Raw genomic sequence first — 17,540 nt, 5'->3', positions numbered from 1 at the left:
GGCTACCCGCGGGTAGCCCTTGTTGTATTAGTCTCGTTGTGTTGACCGCGGCCAGCTTGCCGGTTACTGGCGGGCAAACTGCCCGGCCATCCCCTGCACCAGCAGATCGAGCCATTCGTAGCGGCGCCGGTACATGGCCCTCTTCTTGGAGGCGATCTCCTCCAGCGGCTTGCGCTGGGCTGGCTGCAGCCGCACGAAGTTGCTGTCCAGATCGATGGCGCCAAACTCCTGCCACAGGGCGTCATAGTCCGCCTGCAGGCAGGCTTTCTTCTTCTTGCTGTAACGTCTGGCCTGGAAGATGTGCGCCCTCATCCGCACGGCCGAGACGCGGCTTGCCCCCATGGCTCCGGCCAATGCCAGCACCAGCATCACCACCAGCGACCTGGGTCTCAGGCCGTGGCCCGCCCTGGTCAGGGCCCGCACCTGCCCCTGGGGCTCTGCGACACTGGGCTCGGGCCCCTGCACCGACCCTATCACCAGCGCCAGCTCGCGCTCGTTGCCCGCCAGGGAGAAGGCGCAGCTGTAGAGCCGCTCGCCTTTCTCGCTGACGATGGAGAGAGCCAGCTCCGCCTCCCGGCGAAAGGTGCCGTCGTGGCGCAGCACGATGCGATAATCCCCCTCGGGATAGCGGCCAAGTTCGATCCCCTCCCCCAGATAGAGCGGGTCGATGAGATCGGGATAACGGCCCAGCAGCAGGCGGTAGTGATCCTCCACCATCCTGACCCTCTGGTTTACCGTCGAGCAGGCGAACCGATAGGGCCTTATCGGCTTGTCGAGCAGTTCGGGGTGGTGGGCAGGCAGGGCCCTGAGGGGTTCGGTCTGAAACAGTTTGAACACCCGGTTCAGCTGCGGCCGGTAGAGCAGGCTGCGCAGCACGAACTTGCCGCGATTGAAGGTCTTGCGGGCACTGTCGTCGGGATAGAGGAAGCGGGCCATTTTTTGGGCGCAATAGTGCCCCTGCCGGGATAAATGATCCCAGTCTATTGATTTAGCTGTCATTTTTGTTACCTCGCAGCCTGAACTGGCGAGATGGTAGTCATGGGCTGACGCAGCTTCAACAGACTGGCAATACTCTCTTACAACTTGGCCGATCCCGGCTCAACAATCGGCCTTTCAGCGCTGGCAGTGGGAGCAGAACACCGTGGTGCGCTGGCCCATCCTCACCTCGGTCAGCAGGGTGTGGCAGTGGAAACAGGGTTGGCCGCCCCGCCCGTAGACCTGCAACTGCTGGACGAAATAGCCCGGCTTGCCGTCGGCGCTGGTGAAGTCCTTGAGGGTGGTCCCCCCCTTGCGGATGGCTTCAGTCAGCACTCGCTTGATCTCGCTCACCAGAGTGCCCAGCCGCTCGGCGCTGATGTTGCCTGCCGCCCGTTTGGGGTGGATGCCGGCGGCATAGAGCGCCTCGTTGGCGTAGATGTTGCCCACCCCGACCACCACGTGATTGTCCATCAGGAACTGCTTGATGGCGGTGCTGCGCCCCCTGGCCCGCTCCCGCAGGTAGTCGGCGCTGAAGGCGTCGGTGAGCGGCTCCGGCCCCAGCTTGGCGAGCAGGGCGTGGGCCTCGGCCGGTTCGCGGGTCCACAGCAGGGCACCGAAGCGGCGCGGATCGTTGAGTCGCAGCAGCTTGCCGTTGGCCAGCTCGATATCCACGTGATCGTGCTTCTCGGCCGGGGTGCCGATGTCCAGCACCCTCAGGCTGCCGGACATCCCGAGGTGCAGGATGGCAGTACCGAAGTCGGTCTCCAGCAGCAGGTATTTGGCGCGGCGGCGGACCCGGTGGATGACGAGATCCACCAGCTCCTGGATTTCGCCGGGCACCGGCCAGCGCAACCGGCCGTCCCGCACCACCACTCGGGTGACCTTGATGCCGGTGAGCCAGGGCGAGATCCCCTGGCGGCTGACTTCGACTTCCGGTAATTCGGGCATAAACGGGCCTCTCGCTCAGAGCAGGGTTCAGGGGGTGGGACGCATCAGGTCACGGTACTGCGCCTGGCTCAGGCTGAGCCAGGTCGAGGGAGGCAGCAGGGCGGCAAACTTGCCGTCATCCTGATAGAGCCCCACCTCCACGGGATCGCTCTGACCGGCGATCCAGATCTTGAGGGTCACCGGGGTGCCGCGCACGGCCTCGCCGGGCGGCAGCAGCCAGCCCTGCCAAGCCTCGATGCGGGCGGCCAACCGGGCGCTGTCGAGCCCGAGATCCGGCCCGCTGCGCCAGCCCTGGCCGATGCGCTCTATCTGCCAGCTCGGCCCCTGCCAGGTGAGCACCACGGCGTTCTCCGGCAACAGCGGACGCGGTCGCTGGGCGCTGTTCTCCTGCTGGGCCTGCTCCAGCCGGTGCAGCAGGGTAATGACGATCAACACGACCACGATGATCACGTTGTTCCAGCCTTTGCGGCTCAGTTTGAACATGGCTAGCCTCCCTTCGAACCGGCAGTGTACTGAATTCCAGCCATAAAAAAACCCGGCACTAGGCCGGGTTTTTGCAGCGAAACCAAGTAATTACTTGATTTTGCCTTCTTTGTAGATCACATGCTGACGAATCACGGGATCAAATTTCTTGATCTCCATTTTTTCGGGCATGGTGCGCTTGTTCTTGGTAGTGGTATAGAAGTGACCAGTACCGGCGCTGGAGTTCAGGCGAATCTTATCGCGAATACCTTTAGCCATGATCTAATTCCTTATACCTTAACGCCGCTGGCACGCAGTTCAGCCAGAACCACTTCAACGCCGCGCTTGTCGATGATACGCATGCCTTTTGCGGATACGCGCAGGCTCACGAAGCGTTTTTCACTCTCAACCCAGAAACGGTGAGTGTGCAGGTTCGGCAGGAAACGACGCTTGGTAGCGTTGTTAGCGTGCGAACGGTTGTTACCAACTGCCGGGCGCTTGCCGGTTACTTGGCATACTCTAGACATGTCAGTCTCTCCAAATCTTACTTCATTGCTCGAGCAAATATCTGCCCCGCTGGCCTTCGATTGCGGGGCAAACAGAAGGCGGCATTTTATACAGCATCCGTGATCAAAGATCAACTAATACAGTGCCAGAGCCCAGTCACAACCAACCACGCTCTGCGAAAGAAACCGTGATGCCATCACCGATCACCAGGTGATCAAGCACTCTGATATCGACCAGGGCCAGGGCGGCCAGGATCCGATCCGTGATCTGGCGGTCCGCCCGACTGGGCTCGGCCACGCCGGACGGGTGATTATGCGCCAGAATCACGGCGGCTGCATTATGTTTGAGCGCGATCTGCACGATTTCCCTGGGCCAGACGCTCGCCGAGTCCAGGGTACCGTAAAAAAGTTCGACGAACCGGACCACCCTGTGCTGGTTGTCGAGCAGCAACAGCGCAAAAACCTCCCGCTCGCGATCCCGCAACTGGGCCTGCAGAAAGTCCCGGGTCAGCTGGGGCGAGGTGAGCGCCTCTCCCCGCTGCAGCTGCTCGGCCAGATGACGCCGGCTCATCTCCAGCACCGCCTGCAACTGGGCATACTTGGCCGGCCCCAGCCCATGGGCCCCGCAGAAGGCCTGCTGCTCGGCCCCGAGCAGCGCCCGCAGGGAGCCAAACTGGCTGAGCAGCTGGCGGGAGAGATCCACCGCACTCAGGCCGCTGACCCCGGTGCGCAGGAAGATGGCCAGCAGCTCGGCATCGGAGAGCGCCGTCGCCCCGCGCCGCAGCAGCTTCTCCCGCGGGCGCTCATCCTCTGGCCACTCCTTGATGCTCATTTGTCTCTCCCTCATGACTGTTGAGAGAAAACATAGCAAAGAATCGCGGGAGCCCGACCACAACTCCCCCATGTCAGCCTCTGTCGTCGCCCACCGCCTGTGCTATCTTACCCGACCAGTCAGAGTGAGCCGGAAGAGATGCAGCAGATGAGATTGGCCGATAAACGCATCCTGTTGGGTGTCAGTGGCGGGATCGCCGCCTACAAGAGTGCCGAACTGGTACGTCGCCTGAAAGATCAGGGGGCCGAGGTGCGAGTGGTGATGACCCGCTCCGCCAAGGAGTTCATCACCCCGCTGACCCTGCAAGCCGTCTCAGGCCACCCGGTGGCCGACAGCCTGCTGGACCCCGCTGCCGAGGCGGGCATGGGCCACATCGAACTGGCCAAGTGGGCCGATCTGGTGCTGATCGCCCCCGCCAGCGCCAACCTGATGGCCCGCATGGCCGCCGGCATGGCGGACGAGCTGCTGACCACCCTCTGCCTCGCCACCCCGGCGACTGTCGCCCTGGCGCCCGCCATGAACCAGCAGATGTACCGCAACGCCGCCACCCAGGCCAACCTCAAGACCCTGGCCGGCCGCGGCATCCTGCTATGGGGGCCGGATTCCGGCAGCCAGGCCTGCGGCGACGTGGGCCCGGGCCGCATGCTGGATCCCCTCGACCTGGTGGAGCGCTGCTGCCAGCAGCTCGCCGCCGAACCACTGCTGGCGGGGGTCAGGCTGCTGCTGACCGCGGGGCCGACCCGCGAGGCGCTGGATCCGGTGCGCTACATCAGCAACCACAGCTCCGGCAAGATGGGCTATGCCATCGCCCGCGCCGCCCGTGAGGCGGGCGCCGAGGTGACCCTGGTGAGCGGCCCGGTCGCCCTGCCAACGCCCCTGGGGGTTGAGCGGGTCGACGTGGAGAGCGCCTTGCAGATGCATGAGGCGGTGATGAGCCGGGTCGGCCAGTGCGACCTCTTTATCGGCTGCGCCGCCGTGGCGGACTATCGCCCCGCCCAGGTGGCCAGCCAGAAGATCAAGAAGAGCGGCGACAACGACCAGATGGCGCTGACCCTAGTCAAGAACCCCGACATCATCGCCGATGTGGGAGCCTTGTCAGACAAACCCTTCACCGTCGGATTTGCCGCCGAAACCGTGGATGTGGAACAATACGCCCTCGACAAACTTCGACGTAAGCGGCTGGACATGATCGCCGCCAACGATGTGTCCCGTGCCGGCCAGGGCTTCAATGCCGATGACAACGCCCTGACCGTCTTCTGGCAGGGGGGTCAAGCCGCACTGCCCCTGGCCGATAAGCTGACGCTGGCTCGTCATCTGGTCGCCCTGATCGCACGCCACTATCGACCTTAAGCCCTCTCCCGGGCCCGTTGAACATGCCGGGTGCCCCGCGGGCACCCGCTGAACCACCCGATCGCCCGGCGATCCAATTGAACGATATTCATGACGACACAAATTGAACTGAAAATCCTGGATGCCCGCATCGGCACCGACTTCCCGCTGCCCGCCTACGCCACCCCGGGTTCCGCCGGCATGGACCTGCGCGCCCTGCTGGATGCCCCGCTGACCCTGGCCCCCGGCGACACCACGCTGGTGCCGACCGGGCTGGCCATCCACATCCAGGATCCGGGTCTGTGCGCCACCATCTTGCCCCGCTCCGGTCTCGGCCATAAGCACGGCATCGTGCTGGGCAACCTGGTGGGCCTCATCGACTCCGATTACCAGGGCCAGCTGATGGTCTCGGTATGGAACCGCGGCAACGACAGCTTCACCATGCAGCCCGGCGAGCGCATCGCCCAGCTGGTGATCCTGCCGGTGGTCCAGGCCAGCTTCCAGCTGGTCGACGAATTCAATCAGAGTGAACGAGGTGAAGGCGGGTTTGGTTCTTCTGGTCGCCAATAACAAGACCACACCGGCCCCGGGGCCGGTGCCAAATAACAGAATCAAGCCATTGTTTTTTTAGGGGAATCCATGGCAAGCAGTAACCAGAAACAGAGTCGGCGCGATCAGATCCTGCAGGCACTCGCCCACATGCTGGAAACCAGCCCGGGCCAGCGCATCACCACGGCACGCCTGGCGGCCGAAGTGGGCGTGTCCGAGGCGGCCCTCTACCGGCATTTTCCCAGCAAGGCGAGGATGTTCGAGGGGCTGATCGACTTCATCGAGGATTCCCTGCTGTCACGGGTCAACCTGATCATGGCCGAAGAGAAGGACACCATGGCCCGCTGCCACCACATACTGCAGCTGTTGCTGGTGTTCGCCGAGCGCAACCCGGGCATTACCCGCATCCTCAACGGCGATGCCCTGCTGGGGGAACACGATCGGCTGCGGGATCGCATCAGCATCCTGTTCGACAAGCTGGAAACCCAGCTCAAACAGGCGCTGCGGGAGAAGCGGCTGCGGGAAGGCCAGGGCTTCCAGCTCGACGAGACCATGCTGGCCAACCTGCTGCTCGCCTATGCGGAGGGCCGCATCAGCCAGTTCGTTCGTTCCGAGTTCAAGCTTAAGCCCACCGCCGGGTTTGAAGACCAGTGGCAGTTTATGCGCAGCCAGCTATTGCAAAGCTGAGTCAGAGGGCCGGATCACCCGATGCGTCCGCCCCGAGTTCAAGCTCAAGCCCACCGCCGGGTTTGAAGACCAGTGGCAGTTTATGCGCAGCCAGCTATTGCAAAGCTGAGTCAGAGGGCCGGATCACCCGACGCAGGTGGACTGGAACACGGAGGGAGGCCTTGGCCTCCCTTGTTTTTTGTGGCACAAAAGAAATGATGAGCACCAGATGCGACCCAGGCTGTCGCGCGTCGGTGTTAGATTCACGCGCCATCCACCTTTAGAGCAACAGGATACCTTATGGAACCCGAGATCATTACCGAAGCACAGACCTGGCTGGTCAACAACCAGGGACTGATCATCGAGTATGCGGTCAACATTGCCGCCGCCCTGCTCACCCTGCTGATCGGTTACATCGCCGCCAACATCCTCAGCGGTGGCGCGGTCAAGGTGATGCAGGCCCGCAAGCTGGATACCACGGTCACCCACTTCGTCGGCAGCATCCTCAAGTACACCATACTGGTGTTCGTGGTGATTGCCGCGCTGGGCAGGGTCGGGGTACAGACCGCCTCCTTCGTGGCCATCATAGGTGCCGCCGGCCTGGCCATCGGTCTGGCGCTGCAGGGGTCCCTCTCCAACTTCGCCGCCGGTTTCCTGCTGATCATCTTCCGCCCCATCAAGGCGGGGGAATTTATCGAGGTCGCGGGGACAGCGGGGGTCGTACAATCTGTGCAGCTGTTCACCACCACCCTCACCTCGGGTGACAACAAGATGGTGGTGGTGCCGAACTCCGCCATCCTCAACGGCACCATAGTCAACTATTCGCGCATGGACACCCGCCGCGTCGACATGACCTTCGGCATCGGTTACGGCTCCGACCTGCGCAAGGCCAAGCAGATCCTGGAGCATCTGGTGAGCGAAGAGCCACGCATCCTGAAGGATCCCGAGGCCACCATCGCCGTCGCCGCCCTGGCCGACTCCTCGGTCAACATAGTCGTGCGCCCCTGGGTCAAGACCGGCGACTACTGGGGCGTCTGGTTCGACTTCCACGAGAAGGTGAAGCTGACCTTCGACGCCGAAGGCATCGAGATCCCCTTCCCGCAGATGGTCATGCACATGCAAAAGCCGCAGTAATTCGCACGGCGTGATGATCCAATGCCAGCCTTCGGGCTGGCATTGTTGTTTGTGGATCCCGGCCGAGCCGGCCACCGGGATCGGCTACGGGCCTCCCGTGGGCAACCCGCGGCCGGGCCGCACTCAAACCAGCCGGTGTGCCAACCGGTTGAGCAACGGCTGCACCAGCACATAGCCACCCAGCACGGCCCCCATGACCGCCAGCACCCGTATCTCCAGGGTCGGGGCGGCCGTGGTCAATGCCAGGGTCAGCAGGCCGATGAGGCCGGTGGCAATCAGGCTAAGGGCAAACAGGGACAGTACGCGTTTCATGTCGATCTCCTCGTTCCAACAGCCATCCCTGGGAGCATCGTCCATCTGACCGGATGATAACCGGCTCCGGACGGAGCAAGTTTGCGTTTGCGCATAAAATCGACGAAAAGGTGTATTGTCTGTGGCCTTTCACCGGGATGGAGGCTGCACCTCCCCGCCCCCGGACTGAAAGCCCTTTCACCCGGGAGAAGCCGTGCCAAGCATGCGCAAACGCAAGATCCGGCCGCCATGGGTGACTCATAATCACCGCGTTTTGGTTGTAAACTCCTTCGACGACAGACAATTGGTAAAGCTCTGTTACACGGACCGCACAATGAGCCCGGTATAATAGGCCCGGCATAGTGCTCGAATAATAAGGTTTGGCGGGGCCTTGCCTGCAAGGTTCAAACACAACTTGGAAGACTGATAATCCTATGAAAAACATCAATCCAACCCGGACCCAGGCCTGGCAGGCGCTGGAAGCCCACTTTGCAGCTAACAAAGAGACTCGGCTCAAGGATCTGTTCGCACAGGATCCCAAGCGTTTCGACAAATTTTCCCTCACCTTCGGTGGCGACATCCTGGTCGACTACTCCAAGAACCTGATCACCGAGGAGACCCTCAAGCTGCTGGTGAACCTGGCCAACGAGACCGACCTGCGCAGCGCCATCGACGCCATGTTCAACGGCGACAAGATCAACATGACCGAAGGGCGTGCCGTGCTGCACACCGCCCTGCGCAACCGCTCCGACCGCCCCATCGAGGTGGATGGCAAGGACGTGATGCCGGAAGTGAACGCCGTGCTGGCCAAGATGAAGGGCTTCTGCGAGAAGGTCATCGGCGGCGAGTGGAAGGGTTACACCGGCAAACCGATCCAGCACGTGGTCAACATCGGCATCGGCGGCTCGGATCTCGGCCCTGTGATGATCACCGAGGCGCTGCGTCCCTATAAAAACCATCTGGAGATGCACTTCGTCTCCAACGTCGACGGCACCCACATCGCCGAGACGCTCAAAAAGATTGATGCGGAAACCACCCTGTTCCTGGTGGCCTCCAAGACCTTCACCACCCAGGAGACCATGACCAACGCCCTGACCGCCCGCGACTGGTTCCTCGGCCACGCCGGTGACAAGGCGCACGTCGCCAAGCACTTCGCCGCCCTTTCCACCAACGGCAAGGCCGTGGCCGAGTTCGGCATCGACACCGACAACATGTTCGAGTTCTGGGACTGGGTCGGCGGTCGTTACTCTTCCTGGTCCGCCATCGGCATGCCCATCGCCCTCTCCCTCGGCTTCGAGTACTTCGAGGCCCTGCTGCAAGGCGCCTTCGAGATGGACATGCACTTCGCAACCGCCGCCTATGAGCAGAACGTGCCGGTGCTGCTGGCCCTGATCGGCCTCTGGTACAACAACTTCCATGGCGCCGAATCCGAGGCCATCCTGCCGTACGATCAGTACATGCACCGCTTCCCGGCCTACTTCCAGCAGGGCAACATGGAGTCCAACGGCAAGTACGTGGATCGCGACGGCAACCCGGTCGACTACCAGACCGGCCCCATCATCTGGGGTGAGCCGGGCACCAACGGCCAGCACGCCTTCTACCAGCTGATCCACCAGGGCACCAAGCTGATCCCCTGCGACTTCCTGGCGCCGGCCATCAGCCACAACCCCATCGGCGATCACCATCCGAAGCTCCTGGCGAACTTCTTCGCCCAGACCGAGGCACTGGCCTTCGGCAAGAGCAAGGAAGCGGTGGAAGCCGAGTTCCTGGCCGCCGGCAAGACGCTGGAGCAGGTCAAGGATCTGGTGCCGTTCAAGGTGTTCGAGGGCAACCGCCCGACCAACAGCATCCTGTTCAAGCAGCTGACCCCGAAAACCCTCGGCTCCCTGATCGCCATGTACGAGCACAAGATCTTCGTGCAGGGCGCTATCTGGAACATCTTCAGCTTCGACCAGTGGGGCGTGGAGCTGGGCAAGCAGCTGGCCAACAAGATCCTGCCGGAGCTGGGCAACGACGAGGCCGTCACCAGCCACGACGCCTCCACCAACGGTCTGATCAACACTTGGAAAGCCTGGAAGGCCTGATCGCTCACGCCTTCCTGAACGCAAAAGCCCCGCTCGATGAGCGGGGCTTTTTATTGCCGGATACCGGTGTTGCCATCCTTTGGAGATCTGGCCAGGTGCCTAAGCCAGCCAGAAGACGGGGATCGTCACCCCCGCCCCTTCTGATACAGCGCGGTGAAGGCTTAACCGCCGACGGCAATGCGCTTCATGTCCTTCATGTAGCCACGCAGGGTCTGGCCGATCTTCTCGCACCTGGCATGGTTGCGGGTCATGCCAGATTAGCCGCCGACTGCGATGCGCTTCATGTCTTTCATGTAGCCGCGCAGGGTCTGGCCGATCTTCTCGATGGGGTGATTGCGGGTCGCCTCGTTGGCGGCCAGCAGCGCCAGGTTGTCCACGGCCTTGCTCTCGGCATGGGCACTGCCCAAATCGCCAGCCTGAAGGGTCGGCATAAAGTGCTCGCGCAGGAGCGGCACGGCGGCGTTGGCGAACAGGTAGTTGCCGTACTCCGCGGTGTCGGAGATGACCACGTTCATCTCGTACAGACGCTTGCGGGCAACTGTGTTGGCGATCAGCGGCAGCTCGTGCAGGGATTCGTAGTAGGCAGACTCCTCGTAGATACCGGAGGCCACCATGGTTTCGAACGCCAGCTCGACACCCGCCTTGACCATGGCCACCATCACCACGCCATTGTCGAAGTACTCCTGCTCGGCAATCTTGCCTGCATAGGCCGGGGCATTCTCGAAGGCGGACTTGCCGGTCTCTTCGCGCCAGCCGAACAGCTTGGCGTCGTCTTCGGCCCAGTCGGCCATCATGCCGCGGGAGAATTCACCGGCGATGATGTCGTCCATGTGCTTCTCGAACAGCGGGCGCATCAGGGTCTTGAGCTGCTCGGAGAGCTCGAAGGCACGCAGCTTGGCCGGATTGGACAGACGGTCCATCATCAGGCTGATGCCACCCTGCTTCAGGGCTTCGGTGATGGTCTCCCAGCCGAACTGGATCAGCTTGCCGGCATAGGCCGGGTCGGTCCCTTCGGCAACCAGCTTGTCGTAGCAGAGCAGGGAGCCGGCCTGCAGCATGCCGCACAGGATGGTCTGCTCGCCCATCAGGTCGGATTTCACTTCCGCCACGAAGGAGGATTCCAGCACGCCGGCACGGTCGCCGCCGGTAGCGGAGGCCCAGGCCTTGGCGATGGCCATGCCCTCACCCTGGGGATCGTTCTCCGGGTGCACGGCGATCAGGGTCGGCACGCCGAAGCCACGCTTGTACTCTTCACGCACTTCGGTACCCGGGCACTTGGGCGCCACCATCACGACGGTGAGGTCGGCGCGGATCTGCTGACCCTCTTCCACCACGTTGAAGCCGTGGGAGTAGCCCAGTGCGGCGCCTTGTTTCATCAGCGGCATCACGGTTTTCACCACGTCGGAGTGCTGCTTGTCCGGGGTCAGGTTCAGCACCAGATCGGCGGTCGGGATCAGCTCTTCATAGGTGCCGACCGCGAAGCCGTTGTCGGTGGCCTTCTGCCAGGAGGCGCGCTTCTCGGTGATGGCGGCCTTGCGCAGGGCGTAGGAGATGTCCAGCCCGGAGTCGCGCATGTTCAGGCCCTGGTTCAGACCCTGGGCACCACAGCCCACAATCACCACCTTCTTGCCCTTGAGCACGTTGCAGCCGTCCGCGAACTCCTCGCGCTGCATGAAACGACACTTGCCCAGCTGGGCCAACTGCTGACGCAGGTTCAGGGTGTTGAAATAGTTAGCCATGGTGATTGCTCCGTTCGATTGATTCCATGCCGGGTAACGGCGTTGTCCAAACCACTATAGCGTGGGACACTTATTGCCTGAACTGATATATTCGAAACAGTACGTTGCATTTATTGAAATGTGAGACGCCGCAATCTCGCCCCGTTTCGCCGCCACAGAGCGCAAGGAACCACGAACGCCGTCGCCACTACACGCCTTAGCAGGAATTGAAAGATGGATCTTCGCAATCTCGAGCTGTTTCTCCACCTCGCCGACTCCCTCCATTTCGGCAAGAGCGCCGACGCCATGGCGGTCAGCCCCTCCACCCTGAGCCGCGCCATCCAGCGGCTGGAGCAGGAGACCGGCTGCGTGCTGTTCGAGCGGGACAATCGCTCGGTGCGGCTCACCCCTGCGGGCGAGAAGTTGCGGGAGTTTGGCGGCAGCCTGTTGCAGGAGTGGCGCCGACTCAGACAGGAGCTCAAGCGCAGCGACGAAACGCTGCAGGGCCGGCTTCGGGTCTTCTGCTCGGTGACTGCAAGCTACTTCCTGCTGCCCGAGGTGCTGGAGCGCTTCCGCCGCCGCTATCCCCAGCTGGAGATCAAGCTGGAAACCGGCGACCCGGCGCTGGCGGTGGACAAGATCCTGGCGGACGAGGCCGATCTGGCCATCGCCGCGCGGCCGGACGCCCTCTCCTCCAAGCTGGAATTTGCCAGCCTGCAGCAAGTCCCGCTGGTCTTTATCGCCCCCCGGGCCTCCCCGCAGTCGAGCCAGTGGTTCCAGCAGGGCGAGCCAGACTGGGAGCGGCTGCCCCTCATCCTCTCCGAGCAGGGGCTGGCCAGAAAACGCTGCGATCAGTGGCTGCGCAACAAGGGGATAGCCCCCAACCTCTACGCCGAGGTGGCGGGCAACGAGGGCATAGTCGCCATGGTAGCGCTCGGCTTCGGCGTTGGCGTGGTTCCCGCCGCCGTGATCGATCACAGTCCCATGGGGGACAAGGTGCGTATCGTCGAGCCCAAACCCGCCCTCAAGCCATTCGATGTGGGCATCGCCGTACAGAAGAAACGGCTGGAGGAGCCGCTGATCCGCGCCTTCTGGGATACGGCGCGCGGCCAGAACGGTGCACGCTGAGCCCGCAACGGGTCGGTGTCAAATGTGTCAGTATGAAAGCCGGGTAGAAGAGGAGAAACTGGCCGCCACATACAGCCACCATCAGGGGATAGAGCGTGAGCCAGCATCTTGTCGAAATCCGGAGTGCCATCCTGTTCGCAGAATATCTGCAAAGCCTCGGGGTCCAGCGCCATGAACTCGATCGGGAACAGGAGATCTATTTGCAGGACAGGCACCTGGCCACGGTGCAATGCATTCAGGGCGAGCTGCGCTTTTATCTGCGCGCCAATACCCTGGCCCGATCGTGATCCGCAATCGGTCACAGATCGCGCACGCAAAGCGTATTAGACTGGCACCATCCGTCACCCTCGCCCCGGGGGTCGCCACGAGGAGTGCCCATGAAACCAAGCGGCCTGGATCGCCTCTTCAAACCTCACTCTATCGCCGTCATCGGCGCCTCCGGCGATCCGCAGAAGGCCGGCCATGTGGTCATCAGGCACCTGCTGGCAGGCCAGTTCAAGGGCCCCGTATTGCCGGTTGCACCTCACAGCCGGGCCGTCGCAGGGGTACTCGCCTATCCCGATATCGCCAGCCTGCCCCTCGCCCCCGATCTCGCCATCGTCTGCACCCGGCGCGAACGGGTGTTGCCGCTTATCGAGGAGCTCGGCAAGAAGGGAACCGGGGCCGCCATCATACTGGCTGCCCAGTTCTCACCTGAGGATCGCCTGCGGCTCAAGCAACTGTGCCGGCAATACGGCATCCGCCTGCTCGGTCCCAACAGCATGGGCATGCTGCTGCCGGGCCAGGGGATCAACGCCAGCTTCTCGCCCATTGCCGCCACCCCGGGGCAGGTGGCGTTTCTCTCCCAGTCCGCTGCGGTCAGCACCACCATCCTCGACTGGGCCAAGCAGCGCGAGATCGGCTTCTCGGCCTTCATCTCCCTTGGTGATCACTGCGACATCGACTTCGGTCAACTGCTGGATCAGCTCTCCCGCGACGGGGCAACCCGCGCCATCCTGATCTACATGGACAAGCTGCACGATGCGAGGCACTTTCTCTCCGCCGCCCGCGCCGCCTCGCGCAACAAGCCCATCCTGGTGCTCAAGAGCGGCCGGCACGACCCGGCCAACGGCCTCGACAACGTCTATGACGCCGCCATCCGCCGCGCCGGCATGTTGCGGGTGCGGGACACCCACGAGCTGTTTGCCACCGTCGAGACCCTGAGCCACTCCCTGACGCTCAAGGGGGAGCGGCTCGCCATCCTCTCCAATGGGCGCGGCCTCGCCAACATGGCAGCAGACGTCCTGCTGTCTCGGGGGGGCAAGCTGGCGATGCCGCCCCTCGACATCGGCAGCGATGCCGATATCGAGGCCTACAAGAGCGCGCTGGAAACTCTGTTGCAAGGGGAAGGCGCCGACGCCATCCTGCTGATCCACGCCCCATCGCTGACCGCCCGCGGTGTGACACTGGCACACGAGCTGATCGCCTTTATCAGGCAGCATCCCAGGGCCAGACGCTTCAATATCCTGACCAACTGGGCGGGGGAATACTCCGCCCAGGAGGGGCGTCGCCTGTTCAACGAGGCGGGGATCCCCACCTATCGCACTCCGGAGAGTGCCGTTACCGCCTTCATGCACATGGTGGAATACCGCCGCAACCAGAAGCAGCTGATGGAAACCCCGGCCTCTCTGCACGGGGACAGGCTCGATGTCGAGCGCTGCCAGCAACTGCTCCGGCAGGCGCTGGATCGCCAGCAGCGCGTGCTGGATACCCACCTCGCTCACCCCATCTTGCAGGCCGCCGGGCTCTCCACCCTGTCCACCTGGATTGTCTCCGATGCCATCGAGGCCGCATTGACGGCGGAGCAGATAGGCTACCCGGTGGCGGTGAAGTTGCGCTCCCCCGACATCGCCCATAAGTCCGAAGTACACGGCGTCATGTTGAATCTGCGCACCTCGGCGGAGGTCGCCCAGGCGGCGGACGCCATCCTGGACAGGGTACGCCAGCACGATCCCGGCGCCCGCATCGAGGGCTTGCTGGTACAGCGCATGGCCCGCCGCAGCGGCGGGCTGGAGCTGCGGATCCGCCTGCAGCAGGATCCCGTGTTCGGCCCCGTCATCCTGCTCGGGGAATCCGGCGCCGAGCCCCGCGAGATGGTCGCCGCCCTGCCGCCCCTCAACCAGGCGCTGGCGCGCTACCAGATCATCGGCGCCCTCAAGGACGGCAAGATCCGCGAGCAGGCCAGCCCGGTACGGCTCGATATCGACGCCCTCGGCCAGGTGTTGTGCCAACTGTCCGAGCTGCTGTTGGCCTTCCCCGAAATCCAGGAGCTGGATCTGCACCCGCTGCAGGCCTGCGGCGAAGAGATGGTGATCCTGGATGCCCGCCTGGTGTTGATGGAAAAGGGACAACCGATGTTGCCGCTGGCCATTCGTCCCTATCCCACCGAGCTGGAGGAGGGCGCCTGGCTCAAGGATCAGAGCCATGTGCTGCTTCGCCCGATCCGGCCGGAGGACGAACCGGCCCACAAGCAGTTCGTGCTGCAAGTCTCCGACGAAGACAGGTACAAGCGCTTCTTCGCCGATGTAGGGGAGCTGGGCCATGAGGAGCTGGCCCGTATGACCCAGATTGATTACGACCGGGAGATGGCCTTTGTCGCCGTGGGGCAGGATGGGAAACGGAAAGAGCAGATCTTAGGGGTGGTACGCGCTATCTCGACGCCGGATCTGAGCGATGCCGAGTTTGCCATCCTGGTACGTTCCGACCTGAAGGGGCTGGGGCTTGGCAAGCTGATGATGGAGAAGATAGTGCGCTATGCCAGAGAGCGCGGCATAGTTCAGCTGTCGGGCATGACCATGCCCAGCAACCGCGGCATGATCAACCTGGCCAAGCGCCTTGGCTTCCACATAGACATCCAGCTGGAAGATGGCGTCGTCAATATGGTGCTGCCCTGTGCGGAGTGGGTCGAAGGGGCATAACGTACAGAAAATGGAAGAGATGAAGAATTTCAGGCAATAAAAAACCCCGCTCAAATGAGCGGGGTTCTTCGTGTTGGGTGCCTGGCAGTGTCCTACTCTCGCATGGCGAATGCCACACTACCATCGGCGCTACAGCGTTTCACTTCTGAGTTCGGCATGGGGTCAGGTGGTTCCACTGCGCTATTGCCGCCAGGCAAATTCTTCAATCCAGAAAGCTGACGTGAATAACAACTCGGCTAGTTTGCTTTGTCATTACCACTGAATTTGTAAGTAGTTCATGCACTTGCTACAAGTCTTCGAACACTTCTTGGGTGTTGTATGGTTAAGCCTCACGGGTAATTAGTATGGGTTAGCTCAACACGTCGCCGCGCTTACACACCCCACCTATCAACGTTGTGGTCTCCAACGGCCCTTTAGGACCCTCAAGGGGTCAGGGATGACTCATCTCAGGGCTCGCTTCCCGCTTAGATGCTTTCAGCGGTTATCGATTCCGAACTTAGCTACCGGGCAGTGCCACTGGCGTGACAACCCGAACACCAGAGGTTCGTTCACTCCGGTCCTCTCGTACTAGGAGCAACTCCCTTCAATCATCCAACGCCCACGGCAGATAGGGACCGAACTGTCTCACGACGTTCTGAACCCAGCTCGCGTACCACTTTAAATGGCGAACAGCCATACCCTTGGGACCGACTTCAGCCCCAGGATGTGATGAGCCGACATCGAGGTGCCAAACACCGCCGTCGATATGAACTCTTGGGCGGTATCAGCCTGTTATCCCCGGAGTACCTTTTATCCGTTGAGCGATGGCCCTTCCATTCAGAACCACCGGATCACTATGACCTACTTTCGTACCTGCTCGACCTGTCCGTCTCGCAGTTAAGCTGGCTTATGCCATTGCACTAACCTCCTGATGTCCGACCAGGATTAGCCAACCTTCGTGCTCCTCCGTTACTCTTTGGGAGGAGACCGCCCCAGTCAAACTACCCACCAGGCACTGTCCGCGAGCCCGATTCAGGGCCCTGCGTTAGAACATCAAACATACAAGGGTGGTATTTCAAGGACGGCTCCAGCGCAACTGGCGTCACGCCTTCAAAGCCTCCCACCTATCCTACACATGTAGGTTCAATGTTCAGTGCCAAGCTGTAGTAAAGGTTCACGGGGTCTTTCCGTCTAGCCGCGGGTACACCGCATCTTCACGGCGAATTCGATTTCACTGAGTCTCGGGTGGAGACAGCATGGCCATGGTTACACCATTCGTGCAGGTCGGAACTTACCCGACAAGGAATTTCGCTACCTTAGGACCGTTATAGTTACGGCCGCCGTTTACCGGGGCTTCGATCAAGAGCTTCGCTTGCGCTAACCCCATCAATTAACCTTCCGGCACCGGGCAGGTGTCACACCCTATACGTCCACTTTCGTGTTTGCAGAGTGCTGTGTTTTTGATAAACAGTCCCAGCCATCTGGTCACTGCGACTCCCGTCAGCTCCATCCGCAAGGGACTTCACCAACAAGAGCGAACCTTCTCCCGAAGTTACGGTTCTATTTTGCCTAGTTCCTTCACCCGAGTTCTCTCAAGCGCCTTGGTATTCTCTACCCGACCACCTGTGTCGGTTTGGGGTACGATGACTTGTAATCTGAAGCTTAGAGGCTTTTCCTGGAAGCAGGGCATCAATGGCTTCCGCACCGTGGTGCGTTCGTCTCGTGTCTCAGTGTTGTGTCTCCGGATTTGCCTAGAAACACCACCTACGCACTTTCACCAGGACAACCGTCGCCTGGCCCACCTAGCCTTCTCCGTCCCCCCATCGCAATTACAAGTCGTGCAGGAATATTAACCTGCTTCCCATCGACTACGCCTTTCGGCCTCGCCTTAGGGGTCGACTCACCCTGCCCCGATTAACGTTGGACAGGAACCCTTGGTCTTCCGGCGAGGAGGCTTTTCACCCCCTTTATCGTTACTT

General features: G+C 61.9%; 16 protein-coding genes, 2 rRNA genes and 1 pseudogene (1 of these 19 cut by a window edge). 9 read left to right on the top strand and 10 right to left on the bottom strand.

The genetic code is table 11. The features are described 5' to 3' along the window. Nucleotides 1–63 precede the first annotated feature (63 nt). The 6 genes from R2B70_RS00430 to radC form a co-directional block, all read right to left on the bottom strand. Entirely contained in the window at nt 64–936 is an 873-nt protein-coding gene (locus R2B70_RS00430; protein ID WP_318163307.1) for a VirK/YbjX family protein, read from the bottom strand. A gap of 177 nt (nt 937–1,113) precedes the next feature. Beyond that, nucleotides 1,114–1,926, bottom strand: coding sequence for a bifunctional DNA-formamidopyrimidine glycosylase/DNA-(apurinic or apyrimidinic site) lyase (gene mutM / locus R2B70_RS00425; protein ID WP_318162367.1), 813 nt, complete (start codon nt 1,924–1,926; stop codon nt 1,114–1,116). 27 nt (nt 1,927–1,953) lie between these two features. After that, entirely contained in the window at nt 1,954–2,409 is a 456-nt protein-coding gene (locus R2B70_RS00420; RefSeq protein ID WP_042078225.1) for a hypothetical protein, read from the bottom strand. Between the two features lie 90 nt (nt 2,410–2,499). Beyond that, nucleotides 2,500–2,667, bottom strand: coding sequence for a 50S ribosomal protein L33 (rpmG, locus tag R2B70_RS00415; protein ID WP_005323752.1), 168 nt, complete (start codon nt 2,665–2,667; stop codon nt 2,500–2,502). A gap of 11 nt (nt 2,668–2,678) precedes the next feature. Next, entirely contained in the window at nt 2,679–2,915 is a 237-nt protein-coding gene (rpmB, locus tag R2B70_RS00410) for a 50S ribosomal protein L28 (protein WP_005307492.1), read from the bottom strand. Between the two features lie 136 nt (nt 2,916–3,051). Then, nucleotides 3,052–3,726: a RadC family protein gene (gene radC / locus R2B70_RS00405; protein WP_318162366.1), complete on the bottom strand. Its 675-nt coding sequence runs from the start codon at nt 3,724–3,726 to the stop codon at nt 3,052–3,054. Nucleotides 3,727–3,873: 147 nt separating this feature from the next. Here radC and coaBC point away from each other — a divergent pair, with 147 nt between their 5' ends. From coaBC to R2B70_RS00385, 5 genes and pseudogenes are all read left to right on the top strand, one after another. Then, nucleotides 3,874–5,076 (top strand): bifunctional phosphopantothenoylcysteine decarboxylase/phosphopantothenate--cysteine ligase CoaBC, encoded by a 1,203-nt coding sequence (gene coaBC, locus R2B70_RS00400; RefSeq protein WP_318162365.1) that lies wholly within the window; start codon nt 3,874–3,876, stop codon nt 5,074–5,076. 90 nt (nt 5,077–5,166) lie between these two features. Beyond that, nucleotides 5,167–5,625 (top strand): dUTP diphosphatase, encoded by a 459-nt coding sequence (dut, locus tag R2B70_RS00395; protein ID WP_010676116.1) that lies wholly within the window; start codon nt 5,167–5,169, stop codon nt 5,623–5,625. A 69-nt stretch (nt 5,626–5,694) separates the two neighbouring features. Next, nucleotides 5,695–6,291, top strand: a complete 597-nt coding sequence (slmA, locus tag R2B70_RS00390; protein WP_042078227.1) for a nucleoid occlusion factor SlmA — start codon at nt 5,695–5,697, stop codon at nt 6,289–6,291. Nucleotides 6,292–6,325: 34 nt separating this feature from the next. Next, nucleotides 6,326–6,400: pseudogene (locus R2B70_RS20165) on the top strand (nucleoid occlusion factor SlmA); the annotation flags it as partial. Nucleotides 6,401–6,570: 170 nt separating this feature from the next. After that, nucleotides 6,571–7,404, top strand: coding sequence for a mechanosensitive ion channel domain-containing protein (locus R2B70_RS00385; RefSeq protein WP_318162364.1), 834 nt, complete (start codon nt 6,571–6,573; stop codon nt 7,402–7,404). Nucleotides 7,405–7,527: 123 nt separating this feature from the next. On the opposite strand, the gene R2B70_RS00380 is transcribed toward R2B70_RS00385, so the two are convergent. Further along, nucleotides 7,528–7,716 (bottom strand): holin, encoded by a 189-nt coding sequence (locus R2B70_RS00380; protein ID WP_318162363.1) that lies wholly within the window; start codon nt 7,714–7,716, stop codon nt 7,528–7,530. 413 nt (nt 7,717–8,129) lie between these two features. Here R2B70_RS00380 and pgi point away from each other — a divergent pair, with 413 nt between their 5' ends. Then, nucleotides 8,130–9,779, top strand: coding sequence for a glucose-6-phosphate isomerase (gene pgi, locus R2B70_RS00375; RefSeq protein ID WP_318162362.1), 1,650 nt, complete (start codon nt 8,130–8,132; stop codon nt 9,777–9,779). A gap of 257 nt (nt 9,780–10,036) precedes the next feature. Here pgi and ilvC read toward each other — a convergent pair whose 3' ends face one another. Then, a complete protein-coding gene (ilvC, locus tag R2B70_RS00370) occupies nt 10,037–11,518 on the bottom strand; it encodes a ketol-acid reductoisomerase (protein ID WP_318162361.1) in 1,482 nt (493 codons plus the stop codon). A 213-nt stretch (nt 11,519–11,731) separates the two neighbouring features. On the opposite strand from ilvC, the gene ilvY reads away from it, so the two are divergent. The 3 genes from ilvY (at nt 11,732) to R2B70_RS00355 (ending at nt 15,582) form a co-directional block, all read left to right on the top strand. Beyond that, nucleotides 11,732–12,625, top strand: coding sequence for an HTH-type transcriptional activator IlvY (gene ilvY / locus R2B70_RS00365; protein ID WP_318162360.1), 894 nt, complete (start codon nt 11,732–11,734; stop codon nt 12,623–12,625). Between the two features lie 95 nt (nt 12,626–12,720). Continuing rightward, a complete protein-coding gene (locus R2B70_RS00360) occupies nt 12,721–12,912 on the top strand; it encodes a hypothetical protein (protein ID WP_318162359.1) in 192 nt (63 codons plus the stop codon). 90 nt (nt 12,913–13,002) lie between these two features. After that, nucleotides 13,003–15,582, top strand: a complete 2,580-nt coding sequence (locus R2B70_RS00355; protein ID WP_318162358.1) for a bifunctional acetate--CoA ligase family protein/GNAT family N-acetyltransferase — start codon at nt 13,003–13,005, stop codon at nt 15,580–15,582. A gap of 79 nt (nt 15,583–15,661) precedes the next feature. Here R2B70_RS00355 and rrf read toward each other — a convergent pair. After that, nucleotides 15,662–15,776, bottom strand: a 5S ribosomal RNA gene (gene rrf / locus R2B70_RS00350). Nucleotides 15,777–15,900: 124 nt separating this feature from the next. Then, a 23S ribosomal RNA gene (locus R2B70_RS00345) occupies nt 15,901–17,540 on the bottom strand; it runs 1,249 nt beyond the window's last position.

This window comes from Aeromonas sp. XH, assembly GCF_033348475.1.
Classification (GTDB): Bacteria; Pseudomonadota; Gammaproteobacteria; order Enterobacterales; family Aeromonadaceae; genus Aeromonas; species Aeromonas sanarellii.
Note: the sequence above shows the minus strand (reverse complement) of the source record. Positions and strands in the feature narration are given on the sequence as shown.